Raw genomic sequence first — 23,351 nt, 5'->3', positions numbered from 1 at the left:
ACAACACGGCCGTTCGTTATTTCAGAACAAACACAGTGGACGCGAGCAACTGAGGACAAGCCCTCGGCCTATTAGTACCAGTCAGCTCCACCCGTTACCGGGCTTCCACATCTGGCCTATCAACCCAGTCGTCTACTGGGAGCCTTAACCAATCAAGTTGGTGGGAATACTCATCTCGAAGCAGGCTTCCCGCTTAGATGCTTTCAGCGGTTATCCTTTCCGAACGTAGCCAACCAGCCATGCCCTTGGCAGAACAACTGGCACACCAGAGGTTCGTCCGTCCCGGTCCTCTCGTACTAGGGACAGCCCTTCTCAATATTCCTACGCGCGCAGCGGATAGGGACCGAACTGTCTCACGACGTTCTAAACCCAGCTCGCGTACCGCTTTAATGGGCGAACAGCCCAACCCTTGGGACCGACTCCAGCCCCAGGATGCGACGAGCCGACATCGAGGTGCCAAACCATCCCGTCGATATGGACTCTTGGGGAAGATCAGCCTGTTATCCCCGGGGTACCTTTTATCCGTTGAGCGACAGCGCTTCCACAAGCCACTGCCGGATCACTAGTCCCGACTTTCGTCCCTGCTCGACCCGTCGGTCTCACAGTCAAGCTCCCTTGTGCACTTACACTCAACACCTGATTGCCAACCAGGCTGAGGGAACCTTTGGGCGCCTCCGTTACTCTTTAGGAGGCAACCGCCCCAGTTAAACTACCCATCAGACACTGTCCCTGATCCGGATCACGGACCGAGGTTAGACATCCAGCACGACCAGAGTGGTATTTCAACGACGACTCCACAACCACTGGCGTGGCCGCTTCAAAGTCTCCCACCTATCCTACACAAGCCGAACCGAACACCAATATCAAACTGTAGTAAAGGTCCCGGGGTCTTTCCGTCCTGCTGCGCGAAACGAGCATCTTTACTCGTAGTGCAATTTCACCGGGCCTATGGTTGAGACAGTCGAGAAGTCGTTACGCCATTCGTGCAGGTCGGAACTTACCCGACAAGGAATTTCGCTACCTTAGGATGGTTATAGTTACCACCGCCGTTTACTGGCGCTTAAGTTCTCAGCTTCGCCGACCCGAAAGTCGGCTAACCGGTCCCCTTAACGTTCCAGCACCGGGCAGGCGTCAGTCCGTATACATCGCCTTACGGCTTCGCACGGACCTGTGTTTTTAGTAAACAGTCGCTTCTCGCTGGTCTCTGCGGCCACCCCCAGCTCGGAGAGCAAGTCTCCTCACCAGTGATGGCCCCCCTTCTCCCGAAGTTACGGGGGCATTTTGCCGAGTTCCTTAACCATAGTTCACCCGAACGCCTCGGTATTCTCTACCTGACTACCTGAGTCGGTTTAGGGTACGGGCCGCCATGAAACTCGCTAGAGGCTTTTCTCGACAGCATAGGATCATCCACTTCACCACAATCGGCTCGGCATCAGGTCTCAGCCTTAACGTGTGACGGATTTACCTACCACACGGCCTACACCCTTACCCCGGGACTACCACCGCCCGGGCTGGACTACCTTCCTGCGTCACCCCATCGCTTACCTAGTACAAGTCTGGTTCGTCGGCTCCACCACTACCCTCAACTCCGAAGAGATCGGGCCGGCTTCACGGACTTAGCATCGCCTGATTCAGTATTGGGCGTTTCAAAGCGGGTACCGGAATATCAACCGGTTGTCCATCGACTACGCCTGTCGGCCTCGCCTTAGGTCCCGACTTACCCTGGGCAGATCAGCTTGACCCAGGAACCCTTAGTCAATCGGCGCACACGTTTCTCACGTGTGTATCGCTACTCATGCCTGCATTCTCACTCGTGAACCGTCCACAACTCGCTTCCGCGGCTGCTTCACCCGGCACACGACGCTCCCCTACCCATCCCAGCAGGCGTTGGCCCTATACGCTGGAATGACACGACTTCGGCGGTACGCTTGAGCCCCGCTACATTGTCGGCGCGGAATCACTTGACCAGTGAGCTATTACGCACTCTTTCAAGGGTGGCTGCTTCTAAGCCAACCTCCTGGTTGTCTCTGCGACTCCACATCCTTTCCCACTTAGCGTACGCTTAGGGGCCTTAGTCGATGCTCTGGGCTGTTTCCCTCTCGACCATGGAGCTTATCCCCCACAGTCTCACTGCCGTGCTCTCACTTACCGGCATTCGGAGTTTGGCTAAGGTCAGTAACCCGGTAGGGCCCATCGCCTATCCAGTGCTCTACCTCCGGCAAGAAACACACGACGCTGCACCTAAATGCATTTCGGGGAGAACCAGCTATCACGGAGTTTGATTGGCCTTTCACCCCTAACCACAGGTCATCCCCCAGGTTTTCAACCCTGGTGGGTTCGGTCCTCCACGAAGTCTTACCTCCGCTTCAACCTGCCCATGGCTAGATCACTCCGCTTCGGGTCTTGAGCGTGCTACTAAAACGCCCTATTCGGACTCGCTTTCGCTACGGCTTCCCCACACGGGTTAACCTCGCAACACACCGCAAACTCGCAGGCTCATTCTTCAAAAGGCACGCAGTCACGACTGTTGCTCCGAAGAACAACAGCGACGCTCCCACGGCTTGTAGGCACACGGTTTCAGGTACTATTTCACTCCGCTCCCGCGGTACTTTTCACCATTCCCTCACGGTACTATCCGCTATCGGTCACCAGGGAATATTTAGGCTTAGCGGGTGGTCCCGCCAGATTCACACGGGATTTCTCGGGCCCCGTGCTACTTGGGAAATTCTCAAACGAGCCGTTAATGTTTCAGCTACGGGGGTCTTACCCTCTACGCCGGACCTTTCGCATGTCCTTCGCCTACATCAACGGTTTCTGACTCGTCGACCAATCGGCAGATTGATCAAGAGAACTCCCGCAACCCCGCATGCGCAACCCCTGCCGGGTATCACACACATACGGTTTGGCCTCATCCAGTTTCGCTCGCCACTACTCCCGGAATCACGGTTGTTTTCTCTTCCTGAGGGTACTGAGATGTTTCACTTCCCCTCGTTCCCTCCACACTGCCTATGTGTTCAGCAGCGGGTGACAGCCCATGACGACTGCCGGGTTTCCCCATTCGGACACCCCCGGATCAAAGCTCGGTTGACAGCTCCCCGGGGCCTATCGTGGCCTCCCACGTCCTTCATCGGTTCCTGGTGCCAAGGCATCCACCGTGCGCCCTTAAAAACTTGGCCACAGATGCTCGCGTCCACTGTGCAGTTCTCAAACAACGACCAGCCACCCACCACCCCGCCCAAACAGGCGAGTTCACTGGGGCCGGCAACTGAAGGCGACCTCACGGCCGTACCCTCAGATACCCAACAACGTGCCCGACCCGACAAGCCATCCCCACGTTCCACGCCGAAGCAGTACTAGTGAACAACAACCTGTCGTGCCGAATAGTCAACGTTCCACCCATGAGCAACCACCGTCGAACATTTGCCGACGTAGTGGCCTCTGACCAGGCAAGCCCGGTAAGAAGTGCTCCTTAGAAAGGAGGTGATCCAGCCGCACCTTCCGGTACGGCTACCTTGTTACGACTTCGTCCCAATCGCCAGTCCCACCTTCGACAGCTCCCTCCCACAAGGGGTTGGGCCACCGGCTTCGGGTGTTACCGACTTTCGTGACGTGACGGGCGGTGTGTACAAGGCCCGGGAACGTATTCACCGCAGCAATGCTGATCTGCGATTACTAGCAACTCCGACTTCATGGGGTCGAGTTGCAGACCCCAATCCGAACTGAGACCGGCTTTTTGAGATTCGCTCCGCCTCGCGGCATCGCAGCTCATTGTACCGGCCATTGTAGCACGTGTGCAGCCCAAGACATAAGGGGCATGATGACTTGACGTCGTCCCCACCTTCCTCCGAGTTGACCCCGGCAGTCTCCTGTGAGTCCCCATCACCCCGAAGGGCATGCTGGCAACACAGAACAAGGGTTGCGCTCGTTGCGGGACTTAACCCAACATCTCACGACACGAGCTGACGACAGCCATGCACCACCTGTACACCGACCACAAGGGGGGCACCATCTCTGATGCTTTCCGGTGTATGTCAAGCCTTGGTAAGGTTCTTCGCGTTGCGTCGAATTAAGCCACATGCTCCGCTGCTTGTGCGGGCCCCCGTCAATTCCTTTGAGTTTTAGCCTTGCGGCCGTACTCCCCAGGCGGGGAACTTAATGCGTTAGCTGCGGCACCGACGACGTGGAATGTCGCCAACACCTAGTTCCCAACGTTTACGGCGTGGACTACCAGGGTATCTAATCCTGTTCGCTCCCCACGCTTTCGCTCCTCAGCGTCAGTAATGGCCCAGAGATCCGCCTTCGCCACCGGTGTTCCTCCTGATATCTGCGCATTTCACCGCTACACCAGGAATTCCGATCTCCCCTACCACACTCTAGCCTGCCCGTATCGACTGCAGACCCGGGGTTAAGCCCCGGGCTTTCACAACCGACGCAACAAGCCGCCTACGAGCTCTTTACGCCCAATAATTCCGGACAACGCTTGCGCCCTACGTATTACCGCGGCTGCTGGCACGTAGTTAGCCGGCGCTTCTTCTGCAGGTACCGTCACTTTCGCTTCTTCCCTGCTGAAAGAGGTTTACAACCCGAAGGCCGTCATCCCTCACGCGGCGTCGCTGCATCAGGCTTTCGCCCATTGTGCAATATTCCCCACTGCTGCCTCCCGTAGGAGTCTGGGCCGTGTCTCAGTCCCAGTGTGGCCGGTCGCCCTCTCAGGCCGGCTACCCGTCGTCGCCTTGGTAGGCCATCACCCCACCAACAAGCTGATAGGCCGCGGGCTCATCCTTCACCGCCGGAGCTTTCAACCCCGTCCCATGCGGGACAGAGTGTCATCCGGTATTAGACCCCGTTTCCAGGGCTTGTCCCAGAGTGAAGGGCAGATTGCCCACGTGTTACTCACCCGTTCGCCACTAATCCACCCCGAAGGGCTTCATCGTTCGACTTGCATGTGTTAAGCACGCCGCCAGCGTTCGTCCTGAGCCAGGATCAAACTCTCCGTGAATGTTTTCCCGTAATCGGGACAACACAACACGAGAGCGGAACGATCAGCCGGAATAAGACCGATCGTTCACAGCGTCCTCGCTGTGTAATTGCCTACCGGAACCGTGAGGCCCGGCAGGACTTTCAAAGGAACCACCAACCTGCCGAAGCAGGCCGGGGTATCAACATATCTGGCGTTGACTTTTGGCACGCTGTTGAGTTCTCAAGGAACGGACGCTTCCTTTGTACTCACCCGCAGAACATTCTCTGGGGCTTTCCTCCGGGCTTTCCCTTCGGTCTTGCGTTTCCGACTCTATCAGACTCTTTCGTGTCCGATTCCCGGTCGAAGCGGGTTTGCTTTCCAGTTCTTCGCTTTCGCGTTTCCCTTTCCGGCGAGTCCGACTCTATCAGATCCTTTCGGGCCTGATTCCCAGTCAGCGGGGTTTGTCTTCCCGGCTGTTGGGCCGTTCCGACGTCCAAACTCTAGCGGATTTTCCCGGCGACTCATAATCGAGCCTTCGAAATTAATTTCGGCATGCCGAAATTGTCCCGAGTGGGAGATCGTGCTGAGTTTTGGTTGCCGCATTCGCGGCGGGATCGGTCGTCGCAGAACCGTTCCGGCTCGGTGACAACTCGAAGAACTTTACGGGTCGTGGAGGGGGGGTGTCAACCCGGCCAGGTCAAGCCGTTTTCCTGCGTGTCCGGCACGGGTTCAGTCCAGGTCGGTGAGGCGGCCGCCGGCGTCCGGCTGGGCGTGCTCCACCCGGCGCAGGAGGCGGATCAGCATGTCGCCGAGGACTCCGCGTTCGTCGCCGGAGAGGTCCTGGAGCAGGTCCTCCTCGAAGGCGGTGGCCATGCGCATCGCCTCCAGCCACTTCGTACGGCCCTCATCGGTCAGCTCGACGATGACCCGCACCCGGTTGTTCTCGTCCCGGTCTCGGGTGACCAGGCCCTCGCCCGCCATGCGGTCGATGCGGTGGGTCATCGCGGCCGGGGTGAGACCCAGGCGCTTGGCCAGCTCTCCCGGGCCCAGGCGGTACGGGGAGCCGGCCAGGACCAGGGTCTTGAGGACCTCCCACTCGGCATTGCTGATGCCGAGGGCGGCGACCTGGCGGCCATATGCCACGTTCATCCGGCGGTTCAGCCGGCCCAGGGCCGAGACGACCTGCTCGACCTGGGGGTCCAGGTCCCGGAACTCGCGCTGGTAGGCGGCGATCTGCTCGTCGAGGCTCGGCTCCTGCGGGCCGGGCTGCTCGGTGGTGTCAGACATGGCGGGCAGTATGGCATGTCCTCCAAAGCCGTCGAAGTCCTTCGGTTTGAATTGTTGAGCATCTAACTTTAGTGCTAAAGTCTTCGGGTTCGAGTCGTTCGGTGGCTCGGCAAGTGGCTTCGAGACCTTGAGGTAGGTGAGTGTGACCAGGGAGATGGGTGCAGCACTGCGGCGAATCCAGCTGGGGAGCGCGCTGAGCGCGTTCGGGCTGGGGTTCACCGTTCCGTATCTGTACGTCTATGTGGCACAGGTACGGGATCTGGGTGCCGGCACCGCGGGAGTCGTGCTGGCGGTCTTCGCCATGGCGGCGCTGGCCGTTCTGCCGTTCACGGGGCGTGTCATCGACCGGCGCGGGCCGCTGCCCGTGCTCGTCGTCGCCTCGGTCGTCGCTTCCCTGGGCTCGATCGCCCTCGGCCTGTCGTCGGGCGTGACCGCCGCCGTACTGTCGGCCGCGGTCCTCGGGGCCGGTACGGCGGTCATGCAGCCGGCGCTCGCCACCATGCTCGTGTGGTGCTCCAGCACCGCCACCCGCACGCGCGCCTTCGCCATGCAGTTCTTCCTGCAGAACCTCGGGCTCGGCATCGGTGGGCTGGTCGGCGGACAGATCGTCGACACGAGCCGGCCGGAGACCTTCACCCTGCTGTTCCTCATCGAAGCCGCGATGTTCATCGTGCTCGGTGTCATCACCGCCACGGTGCGGCTGTCCCGTACGCCGTCCTTCTCCGGCGCCAGGCCCACGGACGGGTCCAAGGCGCCGGGCGGGCTGCGGACGCTGCTGTCGCACCGGGCCATGGTGCAGTTGTGCGTGCTGGGCTTCGTGCTGTTCTTCGCCTGCTACGGACAGTTCGAGTCCGGACTCGCGGCGTACGGCACCGAGGCCGCCGGGATCCAGCCCTCGACGCTCGGCATCGCGCTGGCCGCCAACACGGCCGTCATCGTCGTGGCGCAGTTCGTCGTGCTGCGTCTGGTGGAGCGGCGCAGGCGCAGCCGGGTCATCGCCTCGGTCGGTCTGATCTGGGCGTTCGCCTGGATCGTGGCGGGGTACGCGGGGCTCGGACACGGCAGCCAGACCATGGCGACGACCGCGATGATCTCCACGTACGCGCTGTTCGGACTCGGTGAGTCGATGCTGTCGCCGACCGTGGCGCCGCTGGTCGCCGATCTGGCGCCGGAGTCGATGGTCGGGCAGTACAACTCCGCCTTCGCCCTGTGCAAGCAGCTCGCGCTCGCGGTCGGTCCGGCCGTGGGCGGGCCGATGGGGGCGACGCTGCACGGGCCGTACATCGTGACGTTCGTGCTGTTCTCGCTGGGCATCACGGTGCTGGCGCTGCGGCTCGGCCGACGGCTCACGCCCGTACAGGATCAGCCTTCGATCGAGGCGGCGCCGTCCAGGGTGGTGGCCGTGTCACTGCCGGAGGCCGAGCCGGTGACCGCCGCCTCCGCCGTCGCCACTCGCTGAGTCCGGGTCCGAGGCGGTAGGGGACCTGCTGTGACAGGGGCCCCTAGCGCGGCAGGGCGAATTCGCACCAGACCGCCTTGCCGCCGCCCGGTGTGCGGCGGCTGCCCCAGGACGTGGCGATCGTCGCGACGATGGAGATGCCGCGGCCTGCTTCGTCCGCCGGATCGGCGCGGCGGCGGCGTGGCAGGTGGTCGTCGCCGTCGGTCACCTCGATGATCAGGCGGCGATCAGTGCGGCGCAGGCCCAGGCGCATCGGCGGGGTGCCGTGCTTGAGGGAGTTCGCGACGAGTTCGCCCGCGGCCAGGACGCCCAGGTCGCAGAGCTCGACCGGGAATCGCCACGACGTCAGGACGCCGGTCGCGAACGCGCGTGCGCGCGGGGCCGCCTCCACGCCGCCGAGGAGTTCGAGCGAGGCGTTGTGGAACAGCTCCGCATCCGCCCCGGTACGGGCGGGGTGCTGGACCACCAGCACCGCCACGTCGTCGTCGTGCTCCGCGGTGACGCCGAGGGAGCGGATCAGCCGGTCGCAGACCACCTGGGGTGAACCCTTCGCTCCGGAAAGAGCGCGCTCCAGGGCGGCGACACCCTCGTCGATGTCCTCGCTGCGGCGCTCCACCAGGCCGTCCGTATAGAGGACCGCGGTGGAACCGGGCGGCAGCGCGATCGTGCCCGATGTGTGGATCCAGCCGCCGGTGCCGAGCGGCGGTCCTGTCGGGTCCTCGGCGCGGTGGACCGTACCGTCCTCGTGGCACACCAGGATCGGGAGGTGCCCGGCGGAGGCGTAGACGAGCCGGCCCTCGTTCGGATCGTGGACCGCGTAGGCGCAGGTGGCGATCTGGCTGGCGTCGATCTCGGCGGCGAGACCGTCGAGGAGCTGGAGCACCTCGTGGGGCGGGAGGTCGAGGCGGGCGTAGGCGCGCACGGCCGTGCGGAGCTGGCCCATGACGGCGGCGGCCCGCACCCCACGTCCCATCACGTCGCCGATGACCAGGGCGGTGCGGCCCGCGCCGATGGTGATGACGTCGTACCAGTCGCCGCCGACCGCGGCGTCCGTGCCACCGGGCTGGTAGGTGGCGGCGATCCGCAGGTCGTCGGGCTGCTCCAGCTCCTGCGGGAGCAGGGAGCGCTGGAGGGTGACGGCCGTTTCGCGGTGGCGGCGCTCGCTGGCGCGGAGCCGTTCGGCCGCTTCGGCGTGGTCGGTGACGTCGGCGGCGTACACGAGCACTCCGGCCTCGGTGCCTCTCTTGCTCTTGTCCTTGTTCTTGGTCTGCTTGTTGCCCCTGGCCCCTTCGCCGTCGGTTTCGGCATCGCTGTCCCGGTGTACCGGGGTGCAGGTCACGGTGTACGAATTGCCGCTGCGGGCCTTGCGGGACTTGACCGTACGGGGTGTGCCACTGCGCAGGACCTGGTCCATGAGGGGCAGCAGGCTGAGCTCGGCGAGCTCGGGCATGGCCTCGGCGGCGGGGGCGCCGGCCGGGCGGGGGCCGAAGGCGGCGGCGTAGGCGTCGTTGACGTACGCGATCCGGTGGTCGGGGCCGTACACCAGGGCCACCAGGGCGGGCAGCTGGCCGAGGATGTCCTGGGCGGAGAGATCCTCCAGGGCGGGGTCCCGGTCCCCGGGAGGATTGCCGTGCGTGTCGCCCTGCGCGCCGCCGTCCGGTGGGCGGGGCCCGGTCCCGGGCCGTGCGTACTCGGCGCGGGCCGAGGGCACGGAACTGTGCTCGTCCCGTGCGGCGGCGCGACGCTGCGTTCCGGGGAGGCGGGCGCTCCAACGCGTGAAGTTCACGGAATTTCTGGCCTCGTGTGTCGGTCTGGTCCGCTGGGGCGGGCTGCTCGCTGTCGGTCACTGCCGGCCGGGTCACTCTGTGCAGATGTGGGCCCACCTATGGTCACACGTCCAGTGTGGCGGACCGTACTGACAGTCGTCGGTACGGTCCGGCCCCGGTCGGGTGACGTCGCGGGCCGACGGGCAGTCAGCCGCCGTTGCCCGGCGGGCCGTCGGAGGCCGGCGGGTGGTCCGGCCCGGGGCGTTTACCTCCTGCGGCGAGTTCGAATTCGGCGCGCGGGTGTTCCAGCGAGCCGAGCGAGACGATCTCGCGCTTGAAGAGCCCGGCGAGGGTCCATTCGGCAAGGACGCGGGCCTTCCGGTTGAACGTCGGAACCCGGCTGAGGTGATACGTACGGTGCATCAGCCAGGCCGGGTATCCCTTGAGCTTGCGACCGTAGACGTGGGCGACGCCCTTGTGGAGGCCGAGTGAGGCGACGGAGCCCGCGTAGCTGTGCCGGTACTTCGTGAGGGGTTCGCCGTTGATCGAGGCGAGGATGTTGTCGGCGAGTGCCTTGGCCTGGCGTACGGCGTGCTGGGCGTTGGGCGCGGTCTCCATGCCCGTTTCCGCGGCGGCCAGATCGGGTACGGCCGCGGCGTCCCCGGCGGCCCAGGCGTGCTCGGCCCCTTCCACGGTGAGCTCTGCCGTGCATCTGAGCCTGCCGCGCTCGTTGAGCGGCAGGTCGGTGGCGGCGAGGACCGGCGCGGGTTTGACGCCCGCGGTCCACACGACGGTGCGGGTCGGGAAGCGGGAACCGTCGCTCAGGACGGCGATCCGGTCCTCGCAGGACTCCAGCCCGGTGTCCAGGCGTACGTCGATATTGCGGCCGCGCAGCTCACGGATCGCGTAGCCGCCCATCGCCTCACCGACCTCGGGAAGGATGCGGCCCGACGCCTCGACGAGGATCCACTTCAGGTCGTCCGCCTTGATGTTGTGGTAGTACCGCGAGGTGTAGCGGGCCATGTCCTCCAGCTCGGCGAGGGCCTCGACGCCCGCGTAGCCGCCGCCGACGAAGACGAAGGTGAGGGCGGCGTCGCGGATGGCCGGGTCGCGGGTGGTGGAGGCGATGTCCATCTGCTCGATGACGTGGTTGCGCAGGCCGATGGCCTCCTCGATCGTCTTGAAGCCGATGCCGTGTTCGGCGAGGCCGGGGATCGGGAGGGTGCGCGAGACGGAGCCGGGTGCGAGGACGAGTTCGTCGTACGGGATCTCGACGGCGCCGGTGCCGTCCTCCCCGGTGGCGAGGGTGGTGACGGTCGCCGTGCGTTTGGCGTGGTCGATGCGTTCTGCCTGACCGATCACGATCGTGCAGTCCGCCAGGACCCGGCGGAGCGGCACGACGACATGGCGCGGCGAGATCGAACCGGCGGCCGCTTCGGGCAGGAACGGCTGATACGTCATATAAGGCTCGGGGGTGACGACGACGATCTCGGCCTCACCGCTTCTGAGTCTCTGCTTCAGCTTCCGCTGGAGACGCAGTGCGGTGTACATCCCGACGTAGCCGCCGCCGACGACGAGAATGCGCACACCCGGAGGGGGGCCGGGGGGTGTTCCCCCGGAATCTGAAGCCATCACCACCCCATGACGCAACGTGCTCAAGGGTTTGTCCACAGCCCCGGCAAATTGTGTGACCGGAGGTTCTCGATAGGCCACTGCTGCTGATCGCCGTGGGGATACGGAAGCTGCGCAGGTCAGGGGTTGGGGTGGGGGTGGTCGGCCGGGGGCGAATCAGTGACCAAGCGGTCCTTGCTCCGATCGGGGGGCGCTCCGTGCGGAACTACCCCCTTCTGAATTGACCCGGGCTCAACTATGTTCGTATGTCGTCGGGGTGCCGGGTGAAGACCATGATCCGCGCTCCGGCTCAAACGGCGGGAAGTCTCCGGGGGGAGACGTCATAACCGGGGGAACAGTTATGCACATTCAGGATTCTCATTGGCAGACCGCTGCGGCGGTTACGTCCCATTCGTCCGACGGAACCGGGCGAAACGGTGCAGTGGGGACGGTGGACACGGTAGGTCCGGTCGGCGCGGCCCCGGCGACCGGAACAGGCGGGACGGGCGCGACAGTCGGGGCGGGCGGAGCGATTGCGGCCAACGGCCGCTCGGCTCCGCTGCGCGTGGACGCGCAGCGCAATCTGGAACATGTGCTGCGAGCCGCACGCGAAGTGTTCGGCGAGCTGGGATACGGGGCTCCGATGGAGGACGTGGCGCGTCGCGCCAGAGTCGGAGTCGGCACGGTGTACCGGCGGTTCCCGAGCAAGGACGTGCTGGTGCGGCGGATAGCCGAGGAGGAGACCTCCCGGCTGACGGACCAGGCGCGGACGGCGCTGGGCCAGGAGGACGAACCGTGGTCGGCGCTGTCGCGCTTCCTGCGGACGTCCGTGGCCTCGGGCGCGGGGCGGCTGCTGCCGCCCCAGGTGCTGCGGGTCGGAGTGGATGTCGACTCCGCTGTCGATTCCACGGCCGCTGCCGCCGTTTCTGCCTCCGGCACCGCCGCCGCCTCGGCCGTGGTCGAGGAGTCGGGGGACGTGGTGGCCTCCGTACCGGAATCAGGCCCGGGCAGCGTTCGGGACGAGACGTGGGTGCCTCAGCAGAGGCAGGGCGCGGGCCACGCCGGTCCCCGGCCGGACGACGAGCGTTCCGCCGTGGAGACCGGCCTCGATGACGACGGCACGGGAGCCGGTGAGCTGCTGGAGGTCGTCGGCCGTCTGGTGGAACGGGCGCGGGCAGCCGGTGAGCTCCGCCGTGACGTGACGGTGGCGGATGTGCTGCTGGTCATCGCGACGGCTGCGCCTTCGCTCCCCGATGCGGCTCAGCAGGCCGCAGCTTCGAGCCGGTTGCTGGACATCCTGCTGGAGGGGCTGCGTTCGCGGGGCGTTGCCTGAGCCGTGAGCCGTGAGCCGTGAGCCGTGAGCCGTGAGCCATGAGCCGTGAGCCGAGTATTTCTCGCGGGGCGTGTGTGGGTGGGGTGGTGCGCGGACGGGGTGCGTGCGCGCACCGCCTCTCCCTCTCCGAGGCTGACGGCCGGGGTGCGCGGTCTGGCCCGGTTGCCGGGGTGTGCGGTCGGGGTGAATAGCCGGTGCGAATCGGCTGACGTGAATGACCGACGTGAATGACCGACGTGAATGGCTGGCGTGAATGGCTGGCGTGAATAGGTTGCTGCGTTCGGTGGTTCGCAATCCGGGGTCCACAGTCCGCGTGGGCGTTTCGGTGAGTCGGGCTCGGCGGCTCAATATCGCTCGTCCGCTCGCACATTCGGCTTATATGTCCGATCTCTATGTCCGGCTTATGTGTCCGGCTTCCGTGACTGTCCTTGTCGGCTCCGGATCCGGCTCCGGCTCCTGCACCCGCATCCGCACCCAGCCCATAGGCCCGGCGCTCCACGGCTCCTGATCGGTGTCGGTCCGGTGTCTGGTCAGCGCTTGATCGGCGGCGTGTCGACTCCCCGCGGCCCTCGTCGGTGGAGCTGCCGCCCGTTGCCTGCGGTCCACCCGCACAAAAGAGCTCAATGACCCTTCTCCGAATGGGTGATCACTAGTGCTCACATTCGGGAAAACGCCCCGGATGAGTGGTTGCAGGGGCTGAAGGGTCGGCGTGATTGCGCCATGTGGCACTCTTGCCCGGTGTTCGGGTCCGACAGCGCAAACGGGGGCTTCCGCAATGAGCGGTGACGGGCAGCAGGAAGAGTCGTTCGACGACGTCTCCGCCACGGGCGGTGTGACGGAAGCCGGTGGGCTGCCCTCGCGGCAGGTACCGAGCCAGGCCGGGCCCGAGCGGTCGGTCGGTGACGTCGTGGGTGGCACCGTCCTGCCCGGTCCGTGGCCGGCACCCGCCGACGCCGCGGTGCCGATGCAGCGGGCGGGCGGCAACACCAGCGCCGCCGACGCCCCCGCCGCCGCGTTCTCCGACGCCGAGCTGATCGCACAGATGCGGGACGGCAACGGTCTCGCGTACGAGGAACTGTTCCGACGGCACGCGGACGCGGTGCGCCGCTACGCGCGGACCTGCTGCCGGGACGCGCACACCGCCGACGATCTGACGGCCGAGGTCTTCGCCCGCACGCTGCAGGCGGTACGCAGGGGCAAGGGGCCCGAGCAGGCGGTACGGGCCTACCTCATGACGGCTGTCCGGCACGTCGGAGCCGCCTGGACCAAGACCGCGAAGCGGGAGCAACTGGTCGACGACTTCGCGGTGTTCGCCGCGCAGGCGTCCCAGGCCTCCCAGGTGTCGGACGCGGACACGCTCGACCTCGGTGCGGATGTGCTCGCGATGCACGACGCCGAGCGGTCGATGGCGATGCAGGCGTTCCGCAGTCTGCCGGAGCGCTGGCAGGCGGTGCTGTGGCACACCACCGTCGAGGAGGAGTCGCCCAGCGAGATCGCCCCGCTGTTCGGGCTGACCGCCAATGCCACGGCGGTCCTGGCCAGTCGGGCCCGCGAAGGGCTCAAGCAGGCATACCTGCAGGCGCATGTGAGTCAGGCGCTCACCTCGGGCGGCGACTGTGCGCGGTACGCCGACCGCCTCGGCGCGTATGCCCGGGGTGGGCTCCGGATGCGGGCCGAGCGCGGGCTGCGGGGACATCTGGACGAGTGCGCGAAGTGCCGGCTCGCCGCGGGCGAACTGGCCCATGTCAACGCGGGGATTCCTGCGCTGCTGCCGGTCGCGGTCATCGGCTGGTTCGCCGCCGGGTACGCGCTCAAGGCTGCCGGAATCGTCGCCGGTGGCGCGGCGGGAGCCGCGGGTGCGGGTGCCGCCGTGGCGGCGACCGGTGGGAGTTCTTCCGGGGGCGCCGCCGGTGGTGCCGCGGTCTCGGAAGGGCTCGGTGCCCCGGCGAAGGCCGGTATCGCGGCGGCGGTTGCCGTGGCGGTGGCGGCCGGAATGGTCTGGGCGCTGGCCGGCGACGACCAGCCGAAGCCCGAGGCCGAACAGCGGGCCGAGCCCGCTGTCGTGGCGCCCGCCGCACCCACGCCGACGTCCCCGAAACCGACACCGCCGCCGAAACCCACTCCGCCCCCACCGCCGGCGCCCGCGCCGAAGCCCGAACCCAAGCCGACACCAACGCCCACTCCTGCACCGACACCGACTCCCACTCCCACTCCCACGCCCACTCCGACCCCCACTCCCACGCCCACTCCGCCCCTCACTCCCGAGCCGACAACACCCACGCCGCCCCCGCCGCCCCCGCCGCCTCCATCGCCCGCACCGACCGCGTATCGGCTCAGCGAGCTGAGCTACTCGATGCTGGGTGACCACACCGGGCCGGAGGTGGTGATCAACGAGAGCAACTGGGTCTGGCAGCGTTCCGGTCTGTCGATCGGCGGCACGCAGTACGCGCACGGGGTCACCGTCCACGGCAAGTCCTCGGTCACCATCCAGCTGAACCGGCAGTGCACGCGTTACGAGGCCATGGCCGGGGTCGACGACATGACCACGGGGCTGGGCTCCGTGCGCTTCTCCGTCTTCAACGGTGACGGGACACGGCTGTGGCAGTCCCCGGTGATGAACGGCAACGACCCGGCCGTTCCCGTCGGGGTCGGCATCGCCGGTCAGGAAAAGATCCGGCTCGTCGTCGAGCGGGCACGCCCCGTCGGCGGTGCGACACTTGCCGACTGGGCGGATTCGACCATCAGCTGCCGGTGAGACGACGGGCGGTGAGGCGCCGGCTGTCCCCCGCCGCCAGAAACCGTACGGCTTCGCCATGGCGTCCCGCCTTCGACAGCACCGCCCCGGCACCGTCCGCCAGATGTCCGGTGACGAGCTCGGCGCACCGGGCATCCCGCGCCCCGCGAAGTGCCGACGTCAGGCCGCGTACCCCGGCCGCCGGACCGCTCCCGGGCCCCGGCTCGTACACGGGGATCCGTGCATCCAGCCCCTGGACCACCGCGGTGAAGTGCGACGGCGGGCTGCCCCGCCCCGTCGCCGTCTCCGCCTCGGTGACCAGCCGTCGCGCCTCCGCGATCTCACCGCGGTGGGTACGGAACACCAGCGCGACGGCGTACTCCCAGGCGCCGCTGTGGATACAGGCGTAGGCGACAGCCGCCGCGGCCATCCCGTGCGCCTCGGCGGTGGCACGGCTCACGAACAACACGGCGCGCCCGGTCGCGGGCGCCCGACGACGAGAGCAACACCGCACACCCGGTAGCGCGCACCCGCCGGCGGGTGCGAGGCCCCGCCGAAGGCCCCGCCGAAGGCCCCCGACGGCACCGCCCCACCCCGCCCGCGCCTACGGCTGCAGCGTCCGCCTCGCCGGAACGATTCCGCCCGCGACCGCGCGCTGGCGCGGCGCCGCCGTGCCCGTCCAGCAGGTGCCGCGCCGTGACACGAGTCGGCGGAGCCACAGTTCCATGGACGCCAGATGCGCCAGTCCGTCCAGCGGGAGCGGTTCGCCCTCCGAGGCGGCGCGCAAGGCCTTTCGTACGACGCGGGCCTCGATCAGGCCCGCGTCGGCGAGCAGCGGTGCGTCGAAGAGGGCGATCAGGTCGGGGAGCGCGGCGCGCAGGCCGGTGCGGGCGGTGGCGTTCGCAGTGGCGAGGGACGGGGTGCCCCAGCCGGGCGGCAGCTCGTGGATGCCCGCGCCCGCGAGCACTCGGCGCAGGATCGCGGCGCGGGCGCCCGGCTGGACGCGGAGCGATTCGGGAAGCGCACGGGCGGCGCGTACGACCTGATTGTCGAGGAACGGGGCGTGCAGCCGCTGGCTGCGGTTCTCCGCGGCCTGCTCCAGGATCCGGTGGTCGGCGGCGAACCGGGCGAGGGCCGCCCGGGCGCGGGCCTCGCCGGGGCGCGGGACGGAGGCGGGGCGGATCGCCGCCTCCTGCAGACGGAACGCCACCTCGGCGAGCGCCTCCCCGGTCAGCCAGCGCGCGGCGGGTCCCGGCCGGGACCAGGCGAGGGCGGCGAGCGACGCGTCGGCGGGCGTGTCGAGGTCGGGGGCATGGCGGTTGGCGTCCGGCAGCCGGTCGGCCGCCGCTTCGAGGCCGGTGCGGTACGACGTACGGGACAGGCGGCGGGCCGCCCGGTAGACGGTCAGCGGGACGAAGAGGGAGTGCGCGGTCGGGCCTTCGGCCTTGGCCAGAGCGGCGACGGGGCGCAGCAGATGGCGTCGGCGCCGGTCCATCAGCAGGTCGGCGAGGCGGGCCGGATGGGCGTCGAGCACCTGCCGGGCGCCACCGCCGACGAAGTGGTCGGCGCTGCCCGAGGCGAGGCGGCGGCGATGGCGCTCGGCGACGACGAGGGACGGGGCGGGCTCATCGGTGAGCGGGCCGCCACCCAGGTCCGCGTAGGGCAGAGCCTCTTCCCCGGCGGCGACGACGACATGGTGCAGGCGCGGGTTGGCGGCGATGACGCGGGCGCGTTCGAGTTCGTCCTCGTGCCCGTGTGCGGTGAGGTCGTTGAAGGTGACGGCGAGCAGCCGCTCCCCCGCTCCCGTGCCGTGGCCGAGGAGGGTGCCGGGCAGGCCGGGCAGTCCGGCGGCCAGGAGGGCGAGGGTGGCGGAGGAGCTGCCTCCGGAGAGGTCGGCACCGATGCCGGGTACGGGGGCGCCGCGGGCGGCGCGCCGTTCGGCGGGCCCCATGCCAGGGACCGGCCCGGGGTCGGGCGGCAGGGTTTCGGGCGCGTGGCGCGGGGCCGTGAGCCTGGCGCGTACGGCCTCGACCAGCGCGTCGCGCACCCCGTCGACGGCGCTGACGGGGTCGAGTTGGGGCGCGGCTACGGCGAGGGAGGCCACCGCCTCGTACCCGGTGATCTCGCGCGAGCCCTCGCGGAGGATGAGTGCGTGCCCCGGCGGGATGCGCTTCACTCCCTCGTACGGGGTGCCGTCGCGCAGCGCCTCCGGGGTTTCGGGGCAGGCGAGCAGGGCGGCCAGATGACCGATGTCGAGCTGGGCTTCGATGAGGTCGGCGAGCGGGAGTGCGGCGGTGGCGTACGCCGTGCCGCCGGCCCAGGGGGTGTAGAAGACCGGGCGAGCTCCGGCGAGGTCTCCGATGACGGTGATGCGGCGGCCGACCTGGACGACGGCCGTGTAGCTGCCGGGCCAGGAGGTGAGGTGGCGCAGGGCTCCGCCGCGGGCGGCGAGGAGCCCGACGCGCAGCTGTTCGTCGGTGGCACTGCAGCAGCCGAGGACGGCGAGCCGGGCGGTGGGCGCGCCTTCGGCGGTCTCGGCCTTGCTCGTACGGATCTCGTCGGGGCGCCAGTCGCCGACGGCCCAGAGCGGATCCGGGTCGCCCCACAGGAGTTGGGATCCGACGGGGTGCATCGTGCGCCCCTCGTCGGCGTCGCCGACGGCGCCGGCCGTGCCGAAGCGCGCGGCGATACTGCTCCACCCCACCAACCAACGCATCGCCGCCTCCACAGGCTGTGGACAAATCGGCGCAGCAGGACATTATCGGGAGAACTCCGCCGGCCTGCGGCGCCGTTGCGAACATGCTGCCACGACAAACGCGCGCAGGAGGGGCTACGGACGGCGCACGTCGGAAGGGCATGCGCCCCTGGCAAAGACCGAACCGGGCCGGGCGCCTACGGGCGCACGTCGGGCGGCAACCTGCGCCGGGTCTCCCGCGGGAATGACCGGCGCCCGGCGTGCGCGAGGCGGGTCAGGCGCCAACGCGCTTATGGGTCGGGCGTGTTGCGTACCTCGTACGAGCGAGATCCACCGGGCGAAATCCGGCCACGGCCCGAACCACCCACGGACGGATGCCGTCAGCGAACTGACCGATGACGGACGATCACCGGACGGTCGACGAGATGTCCGCGAATCGGCCGCCCCAACCTCGGTCGACCGATGATATTCGGCCATTCTCCGAGTGCGGAGCAACGCGACGGCAAGGACCTCACCGCACCAGAAGTCCCCTTTCGTCCTGCTTCAATCCCCGCCCACTCCCCGCTTCGTGGACTCGGGACGGCCCGATGCCGGCCGGGCGCCGATCGCCTGCCGGTCGCGTCCGGGCCGTGTGCGGGTCGCATGCCGGCTTCGACGCACAGCCCGGCGCACCGTCCGATGCACCGTCCGATGCTCAGTCCGGGAGGCGCGGTTCACCTCCCGGACCGGTCCGCCGCCTGCGGGGAATGAGGCGGCAGTGTCCCCCAGCCCACTGAGTCCAACGCAGTGGGCCGACCCACGCAGCAACCATGGAAGCGCCTCCGAAACGGCCGGACGAGAGCGCACGGCCGGGCGCACGGCCACACACCAGGAGCACGTACGGAGCCCGACGGACGGGCGCCGCCATCCCGTCCGAGCGGTCCCTCGCACGGGGTTCGAAGCCGGGTCGCCGACCAGGTCCGGGCCGGGTCCGGGCCGGGTCCGGGCCGCTCCGCGCGACGACGGAGCGGCACCGCGCCCGCGACCGGAGCTACGCCCCACAGCCGACCGCGAACGCACGGACAACAATCCCGCCATACGGACGTCTGCCCCTTAACGGTAGGGATGCGGCGAACTACCCTGTGTTTACTGAGGTTCTCGGCAGGAGGCATATTCCTCGGGGCTCGGCCATATGCGTGTGCGGCGGAGTGCCGGGGCTCGTCCCTGGGGAGGACACGGTACGAATGCCGCGCGCCGCAACGGTGACGCGGCGGCCGTCTGTGTGTCGAGGGGTGACGCATGTCCAGGGAGCAACGCGGACCGAACGAGAAGCTCGGAACCGTTCTCGCCCTCGCGGGAATCAGCAACGCCGGGCTCGCCCGGCGGGTCAATGACCTCGGGGCGCAGCGCGGACTGACACTTCGGTACGACAAGACCTCGGTGGCCCGGTGGGTCTCCAAGGGCATGGTGCCGCAGGGCGCCGCGCCCCATCTCATCGCGGCGGCGATCGGCGCCAAACTCGGCCGGCCGGTCCCGCTGCACGAGATCGGGCTCGCGGACGCCGATCCGGCACCGGAGGTCGGACTGGCGTTTCCGCGCGATGTGGCCGAGGCGGTCCGCTCGGCGACCGAGCTGTACCGGCTGGATCTGGCCGGGCGGCGGGCCGGCAGCGGCGGGATCTGGCAGTCGCTGGCGGGCTCGTTCTCGGTGAGCGCGTACGCGACGCCCGCGTCCCGCTGGCTGATATCCCCCGCCGACCCGTCGGTGGAACGCGACTCGACAGCCGCCGAGGCAGCCGTCCTCGGCACCCCGGGTGCAAGAGGCGCACGTACCGGCGCAGGGGCGCAGAGGGCACCGGCCGCGACGGGAGAGAGCGCGGAGGCGGAACCCGGCATTCCCGGCACCACAGCCGTGCCCGGCATGGCGGGTGCTCCCGTCACGCAGACAGCGCTGAACGCACGGGCGGCTCAAGCGGCACTGGGAACCCTGGGAGCGATGGGGACGAAGCAGACACCGTCCATCCCCGCCCAGCCCGGCCCGGAATCCACGTCCACGCCGTCCTTCACGTCCCCCGCCGCCGTCTCCCCCGCCGCACCGGTCGGCCCGGTCACGAGCGACATCTCCCCACTGCGGGTCGGCCACAGCGATGTCTCCAAACTGCGCGAGGCCGCCCAGGACGCCCGCCGCTGGGACTCCAAGTACGGCGGCGGGGACTGGCGTTCCTCCATGGTCCCGGAGTGCTTACGGGTCGACGCCGCACCACTGCTGCTCGGCTCGTACAGCGACGAGGTGGGCCGGGCGCTCTTCGGCGCGGCAGCCGAGCTGACCAGACTCGCCGGGTGGATGGCCTTCGACACCGGCCAGCAGGAAGCCGCACAGCGTTACTACATCCAGGCGCTGAGGCTCGCGCGGGCCGCGGCCGACGTACCGCTCGGCGGCTACGTCCTCGCCTCGATGTCGCTGCAGGCGACCTACCGCGGTTTCGCCGACGAGGGGGTCGACCTCGCGCAGGCCGCGGTCGAGCGCAACCGGGGGCTCGCCACGGCCCGCACCATGAGCTTCTTCCGTCTGGTGGAGGCGCGCGCCCATGCAAAGGCGAGCGACGCAGCGGCCGCGGGGGCCGCGCTGAAGGCCGCCGAGGGCTGGCTGGAGCGTTCCCGGGACGGCGACGCGGACCCGTCGTGGCTGGGCTTCTACTCGTACGACAGATTCGCCGCGGATGCCGCGGAGTGCCACCTCGATCTGAAGGCGCCCCGGCAGGTGCGGCGCTTCACCGAGCAGGCCCTGTCCAGACCCACCGAGGAGTTCGTCCGTTCGCACGGGCTGCGGCTGGTGGTGTCGGCGGTGGCCGAGCTGGAGTCCGGGAATCTGGACGCGGCCTGCGCGGCGGGCACCCGGGCGGTGGAGGTGGCGGGCCGCATCTCTTCGGCGCGGACCACGGAGTACGTACGGGACCTGCTGCACCGGCTCGAACCGTACGGGCACGAGCCGCGCGTCGCCGAGCTCCGCGAGCGGGCGCGACCGCTGCTGGTGGCGCCCGTGTAGCCCTACCGACCCGGACGACCGGCCTCCGCCACACCTCCGCACACCTCCGCACAGCGTCGCCAGGATGTCCTTGCGAATGTCCTGGCGGCATCGTGGATGTCCTAGCGGGTGTCCCTACGGCATCGTGGATGTCCCTGCGGCATCCGAACGGTGTCCGGGCGGCATCCGGCGCGCGCCCCTGTCGCCGCCGGGCGTAAAAGATCCGGCGCCACGCTGGGCCGCGCTGGTTTGAGTGCGTTGTCAGTGGGTCAGTGCACTATCGGGGTGGGAGGTGGCGTGATGATGACGCGCGCGGCGTACGACTGCGATGTGCTGGTGATCGGCGGCGGGATCGTCGGCCTGTCGACGGCGTATGCGATCACGCGCACCGCTCCGGGCACCCGGGTGACGGTGCTGGAGAAGGAGTCGGGCCCCGCCCGTCACCAGACCGGGCGCAACAGCGGAGTGATCCACAGCGGAATCTACTACCGCCCGGGTTCGCTCAAGGCCCGCTACGCCGTGCGCGGCGCCGCGGAAATGGTCGGCTTCTGCGCCGAGCACGGCATCGCGCACGCGGTGACCGGCAAGCTGATCGTCGCGACCGAGCGGTCCGAGCTGCCCCGGCTGCACGCCCTGGTCCAGCGCGGCCGGCAGCACGGGCTGCCGGTGCGCGAGCTGGGGCCCGCCCAGATCGCGGAGTACGAGCCGCAGGTGCGCGGGCTCGCCGCGATCCGCGTCGGGACGACCGGGGTGTGCGACTTCGGGGCGGTCGCGGCACGGTTCGCAGCCGAGGTGAGCGGGGCGGGCGGGGTGATCCGTTACGGGGCGGAGGTCACGGCGATCGACCGCCGCCCCTGGGGCGTGGCGGTGCGTACGGCGGACGGCCCGGTGGTGCGGGCCCGGGTCCTGGTCAACTGCGCGGGGCTGCACTGCGACCGGGTGGCGCGGCTCGCGGGCGACGACCCGGGGGTGCGGATCGTGCCCTTCCGGGGGGAGTACTACGAGCTGGCGCGGCCGGAGCTGGTGCGCGGCCTGGTCTATCCGGTGCCCGATCCGGCGTTCCCCTTCCTCGGCGTGCATCTGACCCGGGGCCACGACGGCAGCGTCCACGTCGGGCCGAACGCGGTGCCGGCGCTGGCCCGCGAGGGGTACGGCTGGCCCGTCGTACGCCCCCGTGAGCTGGCGGACACCCTGACCTGGCCGGGCACCTGGCGGATCGCGCGCAGACACTGGCGGTACGGGGCGGGCGAAGTGCACCGGTCGCTGTCGAAGCACGCGTTCACGACAGCCGTACAGCGACTGCTGCCCGAGGTCACGGAGGCCGATCTGCGGCCGGCCCCGGCCGGGGTCAGGGCCCAGGCCGTACTCCGGGACGGCACCCTGGTCGACGACTTCCTGATCCGCGAGGCGCCGCACACCGTCCATGTACTGAACGCTCCGTCGCCCGCCGCGACGGCTTCCCTGCCCATCGGGCGGGAGGTGGCACGCAGGGCGCTGCTCCGGGCTGGGGGGACGGGGTGGAAGCCGCCCGCCGTAGAATCGGGGCATTGTGTCTGAGCCCTTGAACCCCTCCTCGTCGGCTGCCGGGATTCCGGACGATCTGCGCGCCGCCTCCTTCGAGCGGCAGCGCAGGCTGCGCCAGGAGCCGCGCTTCCCCGGCGGACCCGCAATCGATCCGGCCGGATCGCACCACGAACGCCGGATCCGCAGCTTCCAGCCGCGCCGCAGCCGCGTCACGCCCGGCCAGGAGGACGCGCTGCTGCGGCTCTGGCCGCAGTGGGGCCTGGACATCGACGGGCAGCGCGTCCTCGATCTGCCCGAGCTGTTCGACGGGCTCCCGGTCGTGCTGGAGATCGGTTTCGGCATGGGAGAGGCCACCGCGCAGATGGCGGCCGACGACCCGGGCACGGGCATTCTCGCCGTGGATGTGCACACTCCCGGCCAGGGCAATCTGCTCGGACTCGCGGACCGGAACGGACTGTCCAACATCCGGGTCGCCAATGGTGACGCGATCATCCTGCTGCGCGAGATGCTGAAGCCGGACTCGTTGGACGGGCTGCGGGTGTACTTCCCCGATCCCTGGCCCAAGAAGCGCCACCACAAGCGGCGGCTGATCCAGCCGGAGTTCCTCGATCTGGCGGCGCAGCGGCTGAAGCCGGGGGCCGTGATCCACTGCGCGACCGACTGGGAGCCGTACGCCGAGCAGATGCTGGAGGTGCTGACCGCGCACCCGCTGTTCGAGAACACCCAGGCGGACGGCGGCTATGCGCTGCGGCCGGCGTTCCGGCCGCTGACCCGGTTCGAGGGACAGGGCCTCGACAAGGGCCACGTCGTGCACGACCTGCTCTTCGCCCGCCGCTGAGACCCGCCGCCGAGACCCACGTACGGAGCCGGAACCGGAGGAAGGAACCGGAGCCGGAGGAAGGAACTGGAGCCCGGACCGGGTCCGGTGCCGGAACCTTCCCCGGGCCCGGTGCCCCATGGCCAGTGTCAGTGCTGCTCG

At 68.5% G+C, this 23,351-nt stretch carries 11 protein-coding genes and 2 rRNA genes; 6 read left to right on the top strand and 7 right to left on the bottom strand.

Going from position 1 to position 23,351, the window contains the following annotated elements:
- Positions 1-51: 51 nt before the first annotated feature.
- From OG306_RS20410 to OG306_RS20400, 3 genes are all read right to left on the bottom strand, one after another.
- Positions 52-3,176 (bottom strand): 23S ribosomal RNA (locus tag OG306_RS20410).
- Positions 3,177-3,473: 297 nt separating this feature from the next.
- Positions 3,474-4,999: ribosomal RNA gene (locus OG306_RS20405) — 16S ribosomal RNA — on the bottom strand.
- The 16S and 23S rRNA genes sit together here, the layout of an rRNA operon.
- A gap of 690 nt (positions 5,000-5,689) precedes the next feature.
- Complete coding sequence (locus OG306_RS20400; RefSeq protein ID WP_266747519.1) at positions 5,690-6,247, bottom strand: MarR family winged helix-turn-helix transcriptional regulator; 558 nt, start codon at positions 6,245-6,247, stop codon at positions 5,690-5,692.
- A gap of 154 nt (positions 6,248-6,401) precedes the next feature.
- On the opposite strand from OG306_RS20400, the gene OG306_RS20395 reads away from it, so the two are divergent.
- Entirely contained in the window at positions 6,402-7,706 is a 1,305-nt protein-coding gene (locus OG306_RS20395; RefSeq protein ID WP_371666261.1) for an MFS transporter, read from the top strand.
- Between the two features lie 43 nt (positions 7,707-7,749).
- Here OG306_RS20395 and OG306_RS20390 read toward each other — a convergent pair whose 3' ends face one another.
- Entirely contained in the window at positions 7,750-9,492 is a 1,743-nt protein-coding gene (locus OG306_RS20390; RefSeq protein WP_266747518.1) for an ATP-binding SpoIIE family protein phosphatase, read from the bottom strand.
- 187 nt (positions 9,493-9,679) lie between these two features.
- Entirely contained in the window at positions 9,680-11,104 is a 1,425-nt protein-coding gene (locus OG306_RS20385) for an NAD(P)/FAD-dependent oxidoreductase (protein ID WP_266747517.1), read from the bottom strand.
- A 340-nt stretch (positions 11,105-11,444) separates the two neighbouring features.
- Between OG306_RS20385 and OG306_RS20380 the strand changes: the two genes are divergently transcribed.
- Positions 11,445-12,416 (top strand): TetR/AcrR family transcriptional regulator, encoded by a 972-nt coding sequence (locus OG306_RS20380; RefSeq protein ID WP_266747516.1) that lies wholly within the window; start codon positions 11,445-11,447, stop codon positions 12,414-12,416.
- 775 nt (positions 12,417-13,191) lie between these two features.
- A complete protein-coding gene (locus OG306_RS20375) occupies positions 13,192-15,171 on the top strand; it encodes a sigma-70 family RNA polymerase sigma factor (protein WP_266747515.1) in 1,980 nt (659 codons plus the stop codon).
- Here OG306_RS20375 and OG306_RS20370 read toward each other — a convergent pair.
- Both OG306_RS20370 and OG306_RS20365 read right to left on the bottom strand, forming a co-directional pair.
- On the bottom strand, positions 15,158-15,610 hold the full coding sequence (locus OG306_RS20370) for a hypothetical protein (RefSeq protein ID WP_266747514.1): 453 nt from the start codon (positions 15,608-15,610) through the stop codon (positions 15,158-15,160). The genes OG306_RS20375 and OG306_RS20370 overlap by 14 nt on opposite strands.
- A gap of 144 nt (positions 15,611-15,754) precedes the next feature.
- On the bottom strand, positions 15,755-17,866 hold the full coding sequence (locus OG306_RS20365) for an asparagine synthase-related protein (protein WP_266747513.1): 2,112 nt from the start codon (positions 17,864-17,866) through the stop codon (positions 15,755-15,757).
- Between the two features lie 1,257 nt (positions 17,867-19,123).
- Here OG306_RS20365 and OG306_RS20360 point away from each other — a divergent pair.
- From OG306_RS20360 to trmB, 3 genes are all read left to right on the top strand, one after another.
- Positions 19,124-20,869, top strand: a complete 1,746-nt coding sequence (locus OG306_RS20360) for a sporulation protein (RefSeq protein ID WP_266747512.1) — start codon at positions 19,124-19,126, stop codon at positions 20,867-20,869.
- Positions 20,870-21,148: 279 nt separating this feature from the next.
- Entirely contained in the window at positions 21,149-22,405 is a 1,257-nt protein-coding gene (gene lhgO, locus OG306_RS20355) for an L-2-hydroxyglutarate oxidase (protein ID WP_266747511.1), read from the top strand.
- Positions 22,398-23,210 (top strand): tRNA (guanosine(46)-N7)-methyltransferase TrmB, encoded by an 813-nt coding sequence (gene trmB / locus OG306_RS20350; RefSeq protein WP_266747510.1) that lies wholly within the window; start codon positions 22,398-22,400, stop codon positions 23,208-23,210. Before lhgO ends, trmB begins: the two co-directional genes overlap by 8 nt.
- Positions 23,211-23,351 lie beyond the last annotated feature (141 nt).

Origin of the sequence: Streptomyces sp. NBC_01241, from assembly GCF_041435435.1 — a bacterium.
In the GTDB taxonomy this organism is placed as follows: Bacteria; Actinomycetota; Actinomycetes; order Streptomycetales; family Streptomycetaceae; genus Streptomyces.
The sequence above is the reverse complement of the archived record's forward strand: the minus strand, read 5'-3'. Positions and strand labels throughout refer to the sequence as shown.